This window comes from Microbacterium sp. MEC084, assembly GCF_004514465.2.
Classification (GTDB): domain Bacteria; phylum Actinomycetota; class Actinomycetes; order Actinomycetales; family Microbacteriaceae; genus Microbacterium.
The window spans coordinates 55,994-69,819 of the sequence record NZ_MYFP02000003.1 but is presented as its reverse complement, the minus strand read 5'-3'; the positions used below and the strand labels follow the sequence as shown (position 1 = coordinate 69,819).

14 protein-coding genes are annotated in these 13,826 nt (G+C 74.2%); 5 read left to right on the top strand and 9 right to left on the bottom strand.

Annotated features, from left to right (window positions below; genetic code table 11):
• Positions 1-47 precede the first annotated feature (47 nt).
• Complete coding sequence (gene menD, locus B5M43_RS04570) at positions 48-1,790, bottom strand: 2-succinyl-5-enolpyruvyl-6-hydroxy-3-cyclohexene-1-carboxylic-acid synthase (RefSeq protein WP_082543170.1); 1,743 nt, start codon at positions 1,788-1,790, stop codon at positions 48-50.
• Positions 1,750-2,211: a PLD nuclease N-terminal domain-containing protein gene (locus B5M43_RS04565; protein ID WP_134745918.1), complete on the bottom strand. Its 462-nt coding sequence runs from the start codon at positions 2,209-2,211 to the stop codon at positions 1,750-1,752. Before B5M43_RS04565 ends, menD begins: the two co-directional genes overlap by 41 nt.
• 76 nt (positions 2,212-2,287) lie before the next feature.
• Between B5M43_RS04565 and B5M43_RS04560 the strand changes: the two genes are divergently transcribed.
• Entirely contained in the window at positions 2,288-2,590 is a 303-nt protein-coding gene (locus B5M43_RS04560; protein WP_082543169.1) for a DUF4229 domain-containing protein, read from the top strand.
• Positions 2,591-2,677: 87 nt separating this feature from the next.
• Here B5M43_RS04560 and B5M43_RS04555 read toward each other — a convergent pair whose 3' ends face one another.
• A complete protein-coding gene (locus B5M43_RS04555; RefSeq protein ID WP_374198152.1) occupies positions 2,678-3,631 on the bottom strand; it encodes a 1,4-dihydroxy-2-naphthoate polyprenyltransferase in 954 nt (317 codons plus the stop codon).
• Positions 3,632-3,744: 113 nt separating this feature from the next.
• Here B5M43_RS04555 and B5M43_RS04550 point away from each other — a divergent pair, with 113 nt between their 5' ends.
• Positions 3,745-5,676, top strand: a complete 1,932-nt coding sequence (locus B5M43_RS04550; protein ID WP_134745917.1) for an FAD-dependent monooxygenase — start codon at positions 3,745-3,747, stop codon at positions 5,674-5,676.
• Between the two features lie 35 nt (positions 5,677-5,711).
• Positions 5,712-6,176 carry a MarR family winged helix-turn-helix transcriptional regulator gene (locus B5M43_RS04545; RefSeq protein ID WP_055992999.1) on the top strand — a complete coding sequence of 155 codons (465 nt, stop codon included), beginning with the start codon at positions 5,712-5,714 and terminating at the stop codon, positions 6,174-6,176.
• 115 nt (positions 6,177-6,291) lie between these two features.
• Here B5M43_RS04545 and B5M43_RS04540 read toward each other — a convergent pair whose 3' ends face one another.
• The 3 genes from B5M43_RS04540 to B5M43_RS04530 all read right to left on the bottom strand — a co-directional run bounded on the left by B5M43_RS04540 (position 6,292) and on the right by B5M43_RS04530 (position 9,284).
• The gene (locus tag B5M43_RS04540) at positions 6,292-7,452 is read right to left on the bottom strand and encodes an AMP-binding protein (RefSeq protein ID WP_134745916.1); all 1,161 of its coding nucleotides are present in this window, start codon (positions 7,450-7,452) and stop codon (positions 6,292-6,294) included.
• A gap of 19 nt (positions 7,453-7,471) precedes the next feature.
• Positions 7,472-8,371, bottom strand: coding sequence for a 1,4-dihydroxy-2-naphthoyl-CoA synthase (locus B5M43_RS04535; RefSeq protein ID WP_055993387.1), 900 nt, complete (start codon positions 8,369-8,371; stop codon positions 7,472-7,474).
• Between the two features lie 88 nt (positions 8,372-8,459).
• Positions 8,460-9,284, bottom strand: a complete 825-nt coding sequence (locus tag B5M43_RS04530) for an LLM class F420-dependent oxidoreductase (RefSeq protein WP_055992995.1) — start codon at positions 9,282-9,284, stop codon at positions 8,460-8,462.
• Between the two features lie 134 nt (positions 9,285-9,418).
• Here B5M43_RS04530 and B5M43_RS04525 point away from each other — a divergent pair, with 134 nt between their 5' ends.
• On the top strand, positions 9,419-10,627 hold the full coding sequence (locus B5M43_RS04525; RefSeq protein WP_134745915.1) for an MFS transporter: 1,209 nt from the start codon (positions 9,419-9,421) through the stop codon (positions 10,625-10,627).
• 4 nt (positions 10,628-10,631) lie between these two features.
• Here the strand turns inward: B5M43_RS04525 and B5M43_RS04520 are convergent, their stop codons facing one another.
• Positions 10,632-11,543 carry a permease prefix domain 1-containing protein gene (locus B5M43_RS04520; protein WP_268993127.1) on the bottom strand — a complete coding sequence of 304 codons (912 nt, stop codon included), beginning with the start codon at positions 11,541-11,543 and terminating at the stop codon, positions 10,632-10,634.
• A 61-nt stretch (positions 11,544-11,604) separates the two neighbouring features.
• Complete coding sequence (locus B5M43_RS04515; RefSeq protein ID WP_134745913.1) at positions 11,605-11,961, bottom strand: PadR family transcriptional regulator; 357 nt, start codon at positions 11,959-11,961, stop codon at positions 11,605-11,607.
• 103 nt (positions 11,962-12,064) lie between these two features.
• On the opposite strand from B5M43_RS04515, the gene B5M43_RS04510 reads away from it, so the two are divergent.
• Complete coding sequence (locus B5M43_RS04510; protein WP_134745912.1) at positions 12,065-13,060, top strand: o-succinylbenzoate synthase; 996 nt, start codon at positions 12,065-12,067, stop codon at positions 13,058-13,060.
• A 21-nt stretch (positions 13,061-13,081) separates the two neighbouring features.
• On the opposite strand, the gene B5M43_RS04505 is transcribed toward B5M43_RS04510, so the two are convergent.
• Entirely contained in the window at positions 13,082-13,747 is a 666-nt protein-coding gene (locus B5M43_RS04505; RefSeq protein ID WP_134745911.1) for a TetR/AcrR family transcriptional regulator, read from the bottom strand.
• Between the last annotated feature and the right edge of the window lie 79 nt (positions 13,748-13,826).

Below are 13,826 nucleotides of genomic sequence, written 5' to 3'. Positions count from 1 at the left end.
GGATCGGCCGCGTGTCCCGGCGCGGGAGCGCGCGTCAGGCCGCCGGGTCAGCGGTCGAGCGGCACCTCGATGATGCGGCGCGCGCCCGGCGCGATGAGCGCCTGGTCGAGCGCGGATCGCGTCGTGACCCGCGTGTGCTCCCAGCCGTAGGCGCGCGCGAGGTCGGCGAGGCTCGCCGCCTGGGGCGTGTACTGCACGCGCGCCATGTCGTCGGGGCTCGCGACCCGGGCCACCTCGAGGCCGTCGAAGATCGTGCCGCCGCCGTCGTTGCCGACCACGAGCTGGATGCGCGGCCCGCCCTCGCCCTCGGTCTCGCTCTCCGGAAGCAGCAGCGCCCCCACGTCGTGCAGCAGCGTCAGGTCGCCCAGCAGCACGCGCGTGACGCCCGGGCGCCCGTCGGCCTGGCTGGCGAGGGCGATGCCCAGTCCCGTGGCGATCGTGCCGTCGATGCCCGCGAGCCCGCGGTTGGCGTGCACGGGCACGCGCTTGCCCGGCAGCACCGCGTCGGCGACCCGGACGAGGCGCGAGGAGCCGAACATCAGCCGGTCGTGCGGCCAGGTCGCCGCCCACACCGCCGCGACGAGCTGCTCGCGGTCGAGCGGCCGCCGGACGGCCGCGAGCTCGGCCTCGACCGCGTGCGAGCGCTTGCGGGGGTCCGTGGACGTGAGGCCCGCGAGATCGGGGGCCGGCGCGTCCAGGTCGACGACGGCCGCGGCCGACGCCCGCATCCAGGCGCCCAGCCACTCCCGGTCGGGCTCGCCCGGCGCGACCGCGACGGCGTCGGCGGCCGTCGTGCGGTGGTTCAGGTCCAGCGCCTCGCCCGTGCCGCGCACCGCGACGACCTCGACGTCGGGGCGCGACAGCAGGGCGGTCACCTCGCGCGAGAGGGTCGGGTGGCCCAGCACGACCGCGCGCTCGATGCGTCCGCCGAGCTCGGGGTCGCGGAGCAGGGCGCGGTAGCCGTGCACGATCTGGCGCCCGAAGCGGGATCCGCTCACGATCTCGGCGATCAACGGCCATCCGCCGGCGTGCGCGATCTCCTCCGCGCGCGGACCGGCGTCGGCACCGGCGACGACCACGGTGCGCGGGCCGCGGGCCAGCGCGACGGGCTCGGGCGCAAGAGCCGGCGGCGCACCGGAGGCCGCGCGGGTCTCCCCGGCCGCGAACCACTCCGGCAGCGAACCGGCGAGGGGCTCCCGGTACGGCAGGTTCAGGTGCACGGGACCCGGGACCGGCCCCGTGGCGGCGTCGTAGGCGTCGCGCGCGAGCGCACGCACGGCCTCGTCCTCTCCCGGGTCGCCCTGGGGCACGTCGGCGTCCGCCGCGAACCGCGTCGCGCCGCCGAAGATGCCCGGCTGGACCGTCGTCTGGTTGGCGCCGACGCCGCGCAGCTCGGGCGGCCGGTCGGCCGTGAGCAGCAGCAGCGGCACGCCCGCGTGGTGCGCCTCGAGCGCGGCGGGCAGCAGGTTCGCGACCGCGGTGCCGGACGTGCAGATCACGGCCGCGGGCGCGCCGGTCTCGCGGCCGATGCCGAGCGCCGTGAACCCCGCGACGCGCTCGTCGATGCGCACGTGCAGGCGGATCCTGCCCGAGCGCTCGAGGGCCGCGGCGGCGAGCGCCAGGGCCTGGGACCGGGACCCCGGGCTCACCACCGCGTGGCGCACGCCCCGCGCGACGAGCTCGTCCAGCAGCGCGGCCGCGGCGTCGCCGGCGGGCGACCGCAGCACGCGGGGGTCGTCCGGCGTCACGTCAGCGGGTCCGGCGCGGCGCGTCGTCCGGGCCGGGCTCATCCGGATCCGTCGGCGACCCGCCGTCCGCGTCGCCGTCGCCGTCCGGCTTCACGTCCCCGGGCTCCGCGCGCGCCTCCACGTCTTCGGGCTTCGGCGCGCGCGGGTCGGTCTCGGCGTCGAGGCGCGCGAGCTCCTCCTCCAGGAGGCGGATGCGCTCGTCCTGCGCCGAGACGCCGTGCAGCGTGCCGAGGAAGTTCGGGTCGTCGTCGGGGGCGACGACGCGACCGGGCCCCTGCCGGCGGGTGCGGCCCAGCGCGAACCAGAGCACGCCGCCGAGCACCGGGATCAGCACGACGATCGCGATCCAGGCGCCCTTCGAGACGCCGCGGTGGCGGCCGGCCGGCTGCACCGCGCAGTCGACGATGCTGAAGACCCAGAACACCACGGCCGCGATGCCGAGGACGATCAAGAGGCGTGTCACCTTCTCATCCTAGGCTCGCCGGCTGGGCGTCCCCTCGGCCCGGCGGGCGCACAGGCGCCGCTCCTAGACTCGAGGGGTGAAGAAGTCCGCCGGCCTGTCGCTCCTGCTCTACTCGGTGCTGCGTCTCGCGGCGTTCCTCGTGCCCTTCGGTCTCATGATGCTGCTGCCGGCGTTCCAGGGCCTGTGGTGGCTCGCGGCGATCTTCGCGGCCCTCATCGGGCTGAGCATCTCGGTGCTGTTCCTCCGGCGCCCGCTCTCCGACGTCTCGGAGTCTCTCGCCGCCCGCCGCGCCGCCGCGGACCGCCCCAAGACCGAGCGCCAGCTCGAGGACGAGCTCGAGGACGCCGCCAACGAGCGCGCCCTCCGCGACGACCGCTGACCCGCCGCCGCGAGTGCACACCAGATTTCGTGTGGATTCGGCACGCGAACACACACGAAATCTGGTGTGCACTCGAGCCGGACGAGGTCAGCCCACGAACGCCCAGAACAGGAAGCCGGCGTAGCCGAGCGACGTGAGCGAGGTCAGGGCGAGGGCCGTGATCAGCTCGCGCGGCGTGCGGTAGGTCCAGACGATCAGGATGGCCGGACCCGCCGCCAGCAGCGCGAGCGAGGCGAGCCAGGCGACGGGATAGAAGAACGCCAGGTACCACGACGTCGCGAAGGCCAGCAGGACGAACGCGGTGTACAGCACCTGCGTCCAGCGCCGGCCGATCAGCACGCTGAGCGTGCGCTTGCCGACGCGCGCGTCCTGCTCGATGTCGCGCAGGTTGTTCGCGAGCAGCACGGCGCAGGCGAGCAGGCCGGCGCCGATCGCGCCGAACCACGCCTCCTGCGGCAGGGCCTGCGCCTGCACCCACGTGGTGCCGAGCGTGGCGACCAGGCCGAAGAAGACGAACACGAACACCTCGCCGAGCGCGTTGTATCCGTACGGCCGCCGGCCGCCCGTGTAGAACCACGCGGCGACGATGCACGCCGCGCCCACCGCGAGGAACCACCACTGCTGCGTCCGGATCGTGATCGCCAGGCCCGCGATCGCCGCGATGCCGAAGAACACGAAGGCCGCGATCAGCACGCTGCGCGGCTTCACACGCCCGGAGGCGGTGAGCCGCGCCGGCCCCACGCGGTGCGCGTCGGTGCCGCGGATGCCGTCGCTGTAGTCGTTCGCGAAGTTGACGCCGATCTGCAGCGACACCGCGACGACGAGGCACGCGAGCGCGATCACCCAGTGGAAGACGTCTCCGACCAGGATCGCGGCGCCCGTGCCGATCACGACCGGCGACACGGCGAGCGGCAGCGTGCGCAGGCGCGCGGCGCCGATCCAGTCCCCGACCGTGACGGGACGCCGCGCCGGGGTCGGCGTGTGCACACGCGCGCGCTTGGCCGGGTTGCCGCTGACTCCACGGGTCTTCTTGTTCGCCACGATGCACGATCCTACGGCGGACGCCGCGCCCTCCGGTCTTGCGATCGTTGGGGTACGGACTATATTCTCGGACCACCGCGCGGCGCCGCGCGCACAGGACCGAAGGAGCTCCGATGCAGTTCTTCCAGGACGGGTACCACGGGGGCGACCCGACGATCGCCCCGGCCGCGCCGGCGCACTGGACCCCCGGCCTGCCCGACGAGGTCGACGTCCTGATCGTCGGCACCGGTCCCGCCGGCCTCGTCCTGGCGGCCCAACTGGCGCGCTTTCCCGGCATCCGGACGCGCATCGTGGAGCGCCGCACGGGCCGGCTGCTGCGGGGCCAGGCCGACGGCGTCGCGTGCCGCTCGGTCGAGATGCTCCAGGCGTTCGGCGTGGCCCGCCGGCTGCTCGAGGAGTCGTACTGGGTCAACGAGACGATCATGTGGCAGCCGGATCCGGACGACCGCAGCCGGATCGTGCGGACGAGCCGCGTGCAGGACGTCGAGGACGGCCTGAGCGAGATGCCGCACGTGATCATGAACCAGGCGCGCGTGCACGACTACCTGCTCGACGCGATGAAGGCGCAGCCGTCGCGCCTGGAGCCGGACTACGGGTGGGCATTCGAGGGCCTCGAGGTCGACGACGACGATGATCGCCCCGTGCGGGTGACGCTCGCCCACGTGGACGGCCAGGGCCCGACCGGCCGCACCCGGACCATCCGGGCCCGGTACGTCGTCGGGGCCGATGGGGCGCGCAGCGCCATGCGCAAGGCGATCGGCCGCTCGCTCTCGGGCGACGCCGCGAACCACGCGTGGGGCGTCATGGACGTCCTCGCCGACACGGACTTCCCCGACCTGCGGTTCAAGACCATGATCCAGTCGGCCGGCAAGGGCTCGATCCTGATCATCCCGCGCGAGGGCGGGCGGCTCGCGCGACTGTACGTCGACCTCGGGACGGTCACCGAGGAGAGCCGCGAGCGCGTGCGCGCGATGTCCGCCGAGGAGCTCGTCGAGGTCGCAAACGGCGTGCTGCACCCATACACGCTCGACGTCCGCGAGACCGTGTGGTTCTCGGTGTACGAGGTCGCGCAGCGCATCGCGGACGGCTTCGACGACGCCGCCGGGCGCGGCCGCACGCCGCGCGTCTTCATCGCCGGCGACGCGTGCCACACCCACAGCGCCAAGGCGGGCCAGGGCATGAACGTCTCGATGCAGGACGCCTACAACCTCGGCTGGAAACTCGCGGCCGTGCTCGAGGGGCGCGCGCCCGCGACGCTGCTCGAGACGTACGACGCCGAGCGCCGCCCGATCGCGCAGGAGCTGATCGACTTCGACCGGGAGTGGTCGGCCATGCTGGCGCAGCCCGCGAAGGATCCGGCGCACCCTGAACGGGGCGGTATCTCACCCGAGGAGCTCGCGCGGTACTGGATGCGGCAGGGCCGCTACACCGCGGGGGTCGCGGCCCGGTACACCGCGTCGACCCTCACCGGCACGGACGAGCACCAGCACCTCGCGACGGGGTTCGAGATCGGCACGCGCTTCCATTCCGCGCCGGTCGTGCGGGTCGGCGACGGGCGCCTGATGGAGCTCGGCCACGCCCACGAGGCCGACGGCCGCTGGCGGCTGTACGCGTTCGCCGACGCCGACGAGACCCGCCTGCGTGCGCTGTGCGACTGGCTCGAGACGGATCCGGCCTCCCCGGTCGTGCGGACCCGCCGCGACGGCGACGACGTCGACGCGGTCTTCGACGTGCGCGGCGTCCTGCAGGCGCACCTGCACGACATCGACTTCGCCGGGCTCCCGGACATCCTGCGCCCGCACAACGGCCGGCTCGGTCTCGTCGACTACGAGAAGGCCTTCACGGCCGCGCCGGTCGGCTCGGCCGTGACGGCCGGGATCGACGTCTACCGCGACCGCGGCGTCGACCGCGCCTCGGGCGCGCTGGTCGTCGTGCGTCCCGACCAGTTCGTCGCGCACGTGCTGCCGCTCGACGCGCACGACGAGCTGGCGGCGTTCTTCGAGGGCATCCTGCTGCCCGCCGCCGAGCCGGTGCCCGCGTCCTGACGGCCGTGAGGCCCCGGCTGGGGCAGGATGATCGGGTGGACGCCCCTCTCGACGACGAACCGGAGCCGCTGCGCCATCTGGGTCACCTGCTGCGCCGCGCGCAGCAGCTGCACCTCGCCGCGTGGCAGCGCGACGTGTCGCGCGACATCACGAGCGTGCAGTACGCGGTGCTGACGGTGCTCGAGCGGCTGCCCGGATCGAGCCAGGCGTCGCTCGGCGCCGAGCTCGACCTGGACCGCTCGACCATCGCGGATCTCGTCGCCCGGATGACCCGCCGCGGCCTGATCGAGCGCGCGCAGGACCCGGACGACCGCCGCCGCAACGTGCTGCAGCTGACCGACGAGGGCCGGGCCCGCGTGGCGGAGCTGCGCCCGCGCGTCGACGGGCTCGAGACCGTGCTGGCGGGCGACCTCAGTGCGGGCGACCGACGCGAGCTGCGCCGCATGCTCCGCACCATGCTCGCGGGCGCCCAGCGCCAGGGTCTGCTGTCGGGCGAGTGACCGCCCGCCCCTTCCCCGACACAACGCAGGACCTCTGCGCGATCCCGGGCGTGTCGGGACGGTCTGCCGGCTGCGACACGCCGTTCGCCGGCGGAGGTCCTGCGTTGTGTCGGAGTCAGCCCGCCGCCAGCCGCCGCAGGGTGACGCGGTCGGGCTTGCCCGACGCCAGGCGCGGCAGCGCATCGACCAGCAGGATGCGCGACGGCCGCGCGGGCTTGCCGACCTGCGCGCCGACCGCGGCCCTGGCCGCGCTGAGCGCGGCGTCGGGAGACCCCACGTCGGCCCGGCGCGCGACGAGCACGGGCGTCTCGCCCCAGCGCTCGTCCGACGCGCCGACCACCACGGCGTCCGCGAGCGTGAACGCGCCCGGCACGGGGGGCAGCTCGCGCACGACGCGCTCGACCCGGTCGAGCGACACGTTCACGCCTCCCGAGACGATCACGTTGTCGATCCGCCCGGTCACGCGCACGACACCGTCCTCCACGACGCCCGCGTCGCCCGTGCGGTACCAGCGGACGCCGTCGGCGTCGCGCACGAACACCCGCTCCGTCAGGCCCGGATCGCCCAGGTAGCCGTCCGCGAGGGTGGGCCCTGCGACCCGCAGCTCACCGTCGACGGCCACCACGCGCACGCCGTCCAGCGGCACGCCGTCGTACACGCATCCGCCCGCGGTCTCGCTCGAGCCGTACGTGCGCACGATGCGCGCGCCGTGCGCCTCGGCGCGCTCGCGCAGCGGCTGCGGCAGCGCCTGGCCGCCCACCAGGATCGTCTCGAACGACGCGAGCACGCGACGCACGCCCGGGTCCTCGTCCGCGGCGTCGACCAGCGTCTGCAGCTGCGCCGGCACCAGCGAGGTGTACGTGGGGACGCGCTCTCCCCCGCGCGACGAGTGCATGCCCGAGACGACATGCGCGAACGCGGCCGCCGAGAAGCGGCCCGACAGGATGGCGGGCTCCGTGCCCTGCACGAGCGAGCGCACCAGCACCTGCACGCCCGCGATGTACCCGCCCGCGAGCGGCAGCAGCCACTGCCCCGCACCGATCCGCGCGGCAGTCGCCAGCGCGCTCGAGGTCAGCGCCGAGCGCGACAGCATCACGCTCTTCGGCACCCCGCTCGAGCCGGACGTCGTCACCACGACCGCCGTGCCGGCCGGCACCTCATCCGGCAGCTCGCGCTCCCCCGCGCCGAGCGCGACGGCCGGGCCCGCGCCGAGCGCCGCGCGCAGCGCCCGCAGCACGTCGCGCGGGTCGTCCGAGTCGAGCCGCTCGAGCCTCATGTCCGGCCGGGCCCCGCGCTCAGTAGTGCCAGGGGTAGGCCGACCAGTCGGGGTCGCGCTTCTCGAGGAACGCGTCGCGCCCCTCGACCGCCTCGTCCGTGCCGTACGCGAGGCGCGTGGTCTCGCCCGCGAACACCTGCAGGCCCGGGAGCCCGTCGTCCACCGCATTGAACGCGAACTTCAGCATCCGGATCGCGGTGGGCGACTTGGTCAGGATCGTGCGGGCCATGCTCAGCGCCTCGCGCTCGAGCTCGGCGTGCGGCACGACGCGGTTCACGGCGCCCATCTCGTACATGCGCTGCGCGGAATGCTCCTCGGCGAGGAAGAACACCTCGCGCGCGAGCTTCTGGCCGATCTGCCGCGCGAAGTAGGCCGAGCCGTACCCGGCGTCGAACGACCCCACGTCCGCGTCGGTCTGCTTGAACCGGCCGTGCTCGGCCGAGGCGATCGTGAGGTCGCACACGACGTGCAGCGAGTGCCCGCCGCCCGCGGCCCACCCGGGAACGACGGCGATGACGACCTTGGGCATGAACCGGATGAGGCGCTGCACCTCGAGGATGTGCAGGCGGCCCGCGCGCGCCGCGTCGGTGACCGAGGTCTCGTCCTCGCTGTACTTGTAGCCGTCCCGGCCGCGGATGCGCTGGTCGCCGCCCGAGCAGAACGCCCAGCCGCCGTCCTTCGGGCTCGGGCCGTTGCCCGTCAGCAGCACGACGCCGATCCGCGGGTCCTGGCGCGCCGCGTCGAGCGCACGGTACAGCTCGTCGACCGTGGCGGGGCGGAACGCGTTGCGCACCTCCGGCCGGTCGAACGCGATGCGCGCGATCCGGCCGTCCTTCGAGATGTGCGCCGTGATGTCCCGGAATCCCTCGGACCCGGGCGCGGGATCCCACTCGGCCGCGTCGAACAGCTCGGAGACCACGGGCGTCGGATTCGGGGTGTCGCTCACCCGTCCAGCCTATTCCCGCGGTCGGCCGGCGGCCCGGCGGCCCTTCCCCGGCAGCGTCGGATCAGGCGTCGACCACCGTGCCGGCCGAGCCGTTGCGCTCGTCGCGCCACGTGAGCCAGTGCTGCACGCGGTCGTAGTCGAGCCGGTCGCCCGAGATGCCGAGCGTGAACAGCCGCACGCCGGCGTCGAACAGCGCGTCGGCGCGCTCGTCGCGGTGGCCCAGCTCGTTCGACAGCACGAGGGCCGACAGGTCGCGGCCCTCCTTGTCAGCCCAGCGCGCGAGCACGTCGAGCTTGTGCGGCATCTCCTCGGGGCTCACGAAGCTGTGCCAGATGTCGGCGTGACGGGCGACCAGGCGCAGCGTCTTCTGCTCGCCCTTGCCGCCGATCAGCACCGGGATCTTCCGGGTCGGTGCGGGGTTGAGCGCGTCCCAGCGCGCCTCGATGCGCGGCAGCGCCTCGGCCAGGTCGTCGAGGCGGGATCCCGCCGTGCCGAACTCGTACCCGTACTCGACGTAGTCGCGCTCGAACCACCCGGATCCGGTGCCGAAGATGAACCGACCCGTGTCGCCGCCCTTCTTCGAGATGTGGTCGACCGTGCGGGCCATGTCGGCCTGCAGGTCGGGGTTTCGGTACGAGTTGCAGTTGACCAGGGCCCCGAACTCGACCCGCTCGGTCTGCTCGGCCCACGCCGCGAGCATGGTCCACGACTCGAAGTGCGTGCCGTCCGGGTCGCCGCTCAGCGGATAGAAGTGGTCCCAGTTGAACAGGACGTCCACGCCCATGTCCTCGAGCCGGGTGACCGCGTCGCGGACGGCGCCGTAGGACGCGTGGTGCTGGGGCTGGAGCTGCACGCCGAGGCGCACGGGGATGTCGATGGCTGGCATGCCGCCAGACTAGAGGCGCCCGGACGGGGCGGGCTCCGGATGCGCGGATTCCGGATGGGCGACCCCCGCGTTCGCGCCGCGGCACGGGCGCGCCGCTGGAAGGATGGACCCACGCCCTGACCCGAGGGAGCCCCATGACGACCGCGCCCGCCACCGCCGTGGGCCGCGCCGTGCCCTGGGTGCAGCTGACCCTCGCCCTGACGGCGCAGCTCGCCGAGTCGGTCCTCGTCGCGACACCGGCCTTCCTCATCCCGCTGCTGCACTCCGAGCAGGGGCTGAGTCTCGCCGAGGCCGGGCTGCTCGCGGGGGCGGCGAGCCTCGGGCTCGTGCTCACCCTCGTCGCGTGGGGCGCGGTGGCGGACCGCCGCGGCGAGCGCTTCACGATCACGACCGGGCTGGTGCTGGGTTTCGGCGCCGCGCTCGGTGCGGCGTTCGCGAGCGGGTACGTCTGGCTGGGCGTGTTCCTGGTGCTCGGGGGAATGGCGGCCGGCAGCGCCAGCTCGGCGAGCGGACGGCTCGTGGTCGGCTGGTTCCCGCGCGAGCGTCGGGGGCTCGCGATGGGCATCCGGCAGATGGCTCAGCCGCTCGGCACGACCGTCGCGGCGGTCGCCGTGCCGCCGCTGGCGAGCGCGTACGGCATGCGCGGCGCCATCCTCCTGTCGGTCGTCCTGTGCGGCGTGCTCGCGATCGCGACGGCCGTCGGCATCCGCGACCCGCATCGCGTGTCGCATGCTCCCGGCGGCCGGCCGCTCGAGGCGAACCCCTACGTGGGCGGGGGGTTCCTGTGGCGCATCCACGCCGTGTCGCTGCTGCTCGTCGTGCCGCAGTTCGCGCTCTCGACGTTCGGCCTGGTGTGGCTGGTGTCGCAGCTGGAGTGGGCGCCCCTGGCGGCCGGCGCGCTCGTCGGCGGCGCGCAGTTCGTCGGCGCGCTGGGCCGGATCGTGGTGGGCGTGTGGTCCGACAGGATCGGCCGGGTGCGGCTGCTGCGCCGGATCGCGGTCGCCGGCATCGCGATCCTGCTGCTCCTCGGCGCGCTCGCGGCGCTCCGCTGGCCCGCCGCGGCCGCGATCGCCTTCGTGATCGCGACATGCGTGTCGGTGGCGGACAACGGACCCGCGTTCACGTCGGTCGCCGAGTTCGCGGGCCCCGCGTGGGCCGGCCGCGCGCTCGGCGCCCAGAACACCGGGCAATTCCTCGCGGCCGCGGCCGTCGGACCTGGCATGGGCGCGCTCATCGGCCTGGTCGGCTACCCGCTCGCGTTCGCCCTCATCGCGCTGGCGCCCGCAGCGGCGTGGCCGCTCATCCCGCGTCGCGACCGCGAGCACGGCGACGCGGTCGCCTGAGTCCTCAGGCGACCGCGCGCGTGCGGCGGTACGACTCCCACGCCGACCACAGGCCGAGCAGCGCGATTCCGATCGCGAGCCCCACGCCGAGGACCTGCACGGTGCCGGGCGCCGCGTCGCCGAACGCGAACTCCAGGAACGCGGGTGCGAGCAGCATGCCGTTCGCGTGCAGCGCGATCGCACCGGCGGTCACGATCAGCGACAGGATCGCGTTCATCACGCCCATCCACCGGACCCATCGGCCCGTGAGGTAGGCCGCGAGGGTGAGCACCGCGGTGAGCAGAGCGGCACCGACGGCGACCGCGACGCCCCAGGGCCACAGCGCGGGATGCAGCACGGGAAGCGGCTCGCCGCCGGTGAGGTGCCACGGGATGTAGCCGATCCGGCGGTCCCATGCGAGCGCGGCCGCCACGACTCCGGCGCCGACGAAGGCCATCACGACCTCCCCGAACTGCGCTCGGCGGCGTGACGTGAGCGGCAGCATGTCCACGCTCCACACGCCCAGGCCTGCGGCCTTCGCGGCGCCGAACCTCTCGACGAGAGCGAAGCACAGCGTGACCCAGAAGCACACGTGCACGCCGACCGCGAGCGCGGTCGCGACGCCGGCGCCGATCCAGCCGCCGGCGGGTTCGTCCCGCAGGACAGCGCCGAGCACGCCGGCGAATGCCCCGACGGGGACCGCGATCCACAGCAGCAGGACGAGCAGCCGCCGCCAGTCGGAGAAGTAGCGCGGCCCGATCAGCTGCAGCGGGCGGTCGGCGTACCCCGCGGCGAGCGCGGCGGGGTCGCCCATCGCGGTGAGCACCGCCTTCTCAGCCTCGGCGGGCTCCACGCCGGCGGCCACGCGGTCGTCGATCTGGTCGCGGATCGACGCGGTCAGCTCCTCGACGTAGTCGGCGCGCTGGTCGGCGGGCAGCGAGCGGTCGCGGCCTCGACGTAGCGCGCGGTGTAGTCGTCGGCGGTCAAGGAAGTGGCGTTCATCGGGATCCTCCCGGCGTGTCGAAGGCGGTGTCGAGGGTGCCGAAGGCGGCCGCGATGGCGCGCCATTCGGCGGTGAGCGTGTCGGCGAGGCCCTTCCCGGCCTCGGAGGTGCGGTAGAACTTGCGGGGCCGAGCCTCGTCGGTGTTCCACTCGCTCGTGAGGTAGCCCTGCTTCTCGAGACGGCGCAGCAGGGGGTACAGCGTGTTGGCGTCGGTGTCGAAGCCGCGCCCGGCGAGCTCCTCGAGCAGCCCGTAGCCGTAGCCGGGCTTCTGCAGCAGCAGCAGGCACGCGAGCACGACCGTGCCCCGGCGGAGCTCCTGCCGGTGGGTCTCGAGAGCGTCGTTCTGGACCATGCGCACCACGTTACTGTGCGCCACACACTATTGCAACAGCCCACCTCGCGAATCGCGACCGACTCCTCCGCCAGCGCGGCCCCCGGAGGGGCAGGATGAGTCCATGACGCCACTCCCCCCGCTCGACGACATCCTCGGCACCGCACGCGTGGTGTCACTGCCGCTCGCGACGCGGTTCCGCGGAGTGGATCACCGCGAGGCCGCTCTGATCGAGGGGCCGGAGGGATGGGCGGAGTTCTCTCCTTTCCTCGAGTACGACGACGCCGAGGCCGCGACGTGGCTCGCGGCGGCCCTGGACTTCGCCTGGCATCCGCAGCCGCAGCCCCACCGCGCGGAGATCGCGGTGAACGCCACGGTCCCGGCGGTGCCGGCCGATCGCGTCGCCGAGGTGCTGGCGCGCTTCGACGGCTGCCGCACCGCCAAGGTCAAGGTCGCCGAGCGCGGTCAGACCCGGGCCGACGACGTCGCACGCGTGCGGGCGGTGCGCGCGGCGATGGGACCCGAGGGGCGCATCCGGGTCGACGCGAACGGCGGCTGGAACGTCGACGAGGCCGAGCACGCGCTGCACGAGCTGGCGGAATTCGACCTGGAGTACGCCGAGCAGCCGTGCGCGACGGTCGAGGAGCTCGCCGAGATCCGGGCCCGCCTGCACGACTGGGACATCCCGATCGCGGCGGACGAGTCGGTGCGCAAGGCCGCGGATCCGCTCGCCGTGGCACGCGCGGGCGCGGCCGACCTGCTGGTCGTGAAGGCGCAGCCGCTCGGCGGCGTGCGGCGCGCGCTGGAGATCGTCGCGGAGGCGGGGCTCCCCGCGGTCGTGTCGAGCGCTCTCGACACCTCGATCGGCCTGTCGCAGGGCGCGGCGCTGGCGGCGGCGCTGCCGTCGCTCGAGTTCGACTGCGGGCTCGGCACCGCGTCGCTGCTCGCGGCGGACGTCGTGACCGAGCCGCTGGCCCCCCGCGGCGGCGTGATCCCCGTGGGGCGGCTCACCCCCGACGCGGCGCTGCTCGACCGCCACGCGGCGGCGGACGACCGCCGCGCCTGGTGGCTCGACCGCATCCGCCGCTGCCACGCGGTGCTGGAGCGCGGGGGCGCGTAAGCCGCTGCGCCTCCGCTTCGCTCAGCGACCGGGCTGATCGTCGATGATCAGATGCCCGATCCGCGCGATCTCGCGGGCGCGGACCTCGAGCAGCTCGGGCTCGGGGATGCCGCCGATGATCGCGCGGGCCGAGACGCCCTCCCACGCGGTGAGCACGATGCGGGCCGCCTCCTCTGCGGGGAGCGTGAGGCGCAGCCCCTTGGCCTGGGCGATGTCCTCGAGGAGCTGCGACACCTCGCGCAGCATCCGCGCATCCTGCGCGAGGTAGGCCTCGGCGGTCTTGGCGTCTCGCATGGCGCGGTTGCGGATCTCGCTCATCAGCAGCACGCCGAGGCGGACGTCGCCGGGCACGTCGAGCGCCTCGACCAGGCCGACCATGTCGTCGGGCGCGCCGTCGGCGGCGGGGCCGCATTCGATGAGCGCGGCGACGCGCTCGCGCACGGCCTCGACCTGCTGGCTCACGAACCGGCCGGCGAGCTCGACGAACAGCTCGTCCTTCGAGTCGAAGTTCGAGTAGAAGGCTCCGCGCGTGAAGCCCGCGCGCTCGCACACGGCCTCGACCGAGGCCTCGCCGAGCCCGACCTCGGCGAACACCTGGGCGGCGGCGTCGAGCAGCCGCGCGCGCGTGTTCTCGCGGCTGCGGGTCGGCACGCGCTCCTCGCTCGTCTCGGTCATCCGGGTCTCCATCCTGCGATTCTCCCACCGCACCCCCAGCCGCTTGCACGGGCAGGCGATTACGATACACACTTGTATCGGATACAGCGTT